Source organism: Nocardiopsis valliformis DSM 45023, from assembly GCF_000340985.1.
In the GTDB taxonomy this organism is placed as follows: Bacteria; Actinomycetota; Actinomycetes; order Streptosporangiales; family Streptosporangiaceae; genus Nocardiopsis; species Nocardiopsis exhalans.
The window spans coordinates 1-1,001 of sequence record NZ_ANAZ01000082.1 but is presented as its reverse complement, the minus strand read 5'-3'; the positions used below and the strand labels follow the sequence as shown (position 1 = coordinate 1,001).

1 protein-coding gene is annotated in these 1,001 nt (G+C 68.8%); it reads left to right on the top strand.

The window, feature by feature from the left end; all coding sequences use genetic code 11:
* Positions 1–952: transposase (locus tag D457_RS0131595; RefSeq protein WP_017584666.1), on the top strand; the 952-nt coding region annotated here is incomplete at its 5' end.
* Positions 953–1,001: the final 49 nt, after the last annotated feature.

Sequence of the window (1,001 nt, the reverse complement as noted above, 5' to 3'; positions counted from 1 at the left end):
CAAAGAGCGCCTGAACCGGTGCGCCCGGGAACTAGCCGCCGCCCAGGCCGCCCACGAGCAGGCCCTGGCCCAAGTGCGGGAGGCCACCACCCCCACCACCGGCCCCACCGGTCAGGACGAGGAAGAAACCGAACAGCGGCCCACCAAGACCGAGACCGCGATCGCTCTGGCCACCCACCAAGCCCACCAGTTTCCCGACCGCACCATCCACGTGGTGGCCGATTCGGCCTACCACAGCCCGGCCCTGCGCGTCCTGCCACCCAACCTGACCTGGACCTTTCGCCTGGCGGCCAACGCGGTCCTGCACCAGGTGCCCCCGCCCGCACCGGCGGGCACCCCCACCCGGCCCGGCCGTCCCCGCTACGCGGGCCCCCGGTTGGGCACCCCCGAACAGATCGCCGCGACCGCCAACTTCGTCGCTTTGGGCAACGACACCGGTCAGGAGATGGCCGTCATCGACTGCCGGTGGGTGCGCTCCCTGGGTCCCACACCCCTGCGCCTGATTTTGGTGCGCAACCCGCACAGCCCCAAGGCCTACAAGGTGGCGTTGCTGAGCACCGACACCACCAGCCCCGCCCACGAGGTGGTGTCCCGCTACGCCGACCGGTGGCCGATCGAGGTGTGTTTCCAGGACACCCGAGCCCATCTGGGTTTGGAACAGGCCCACAACCGCAACCGCGCCGCGGTGGAGCGCACCGTCCCCTTCCAGCTGTTGGCCTACAGCCTGGTGGTGGTCTGGTATCGGTGGCACGGCCAAGGGCAAGCGGACGTGGCCGCCCGCCGCCGCGACCAGCCCTGGTATCAGTCCAAGACCGATCTGGCGTTCTCGGACATGATCGCCGCGCTCAGAAGGCAGGTGATCGAACACCGAATATCGTGCAGGGTGCCCGACCTGGGGTTGGGTGGGTTAATCCGAGAGATCGTCGGGGACTGGTTCGATATCGCAGCGTGAGCTGGGCCCACCCGAACCGGACACCTCTCCCAAAACCACGAAACCCGAG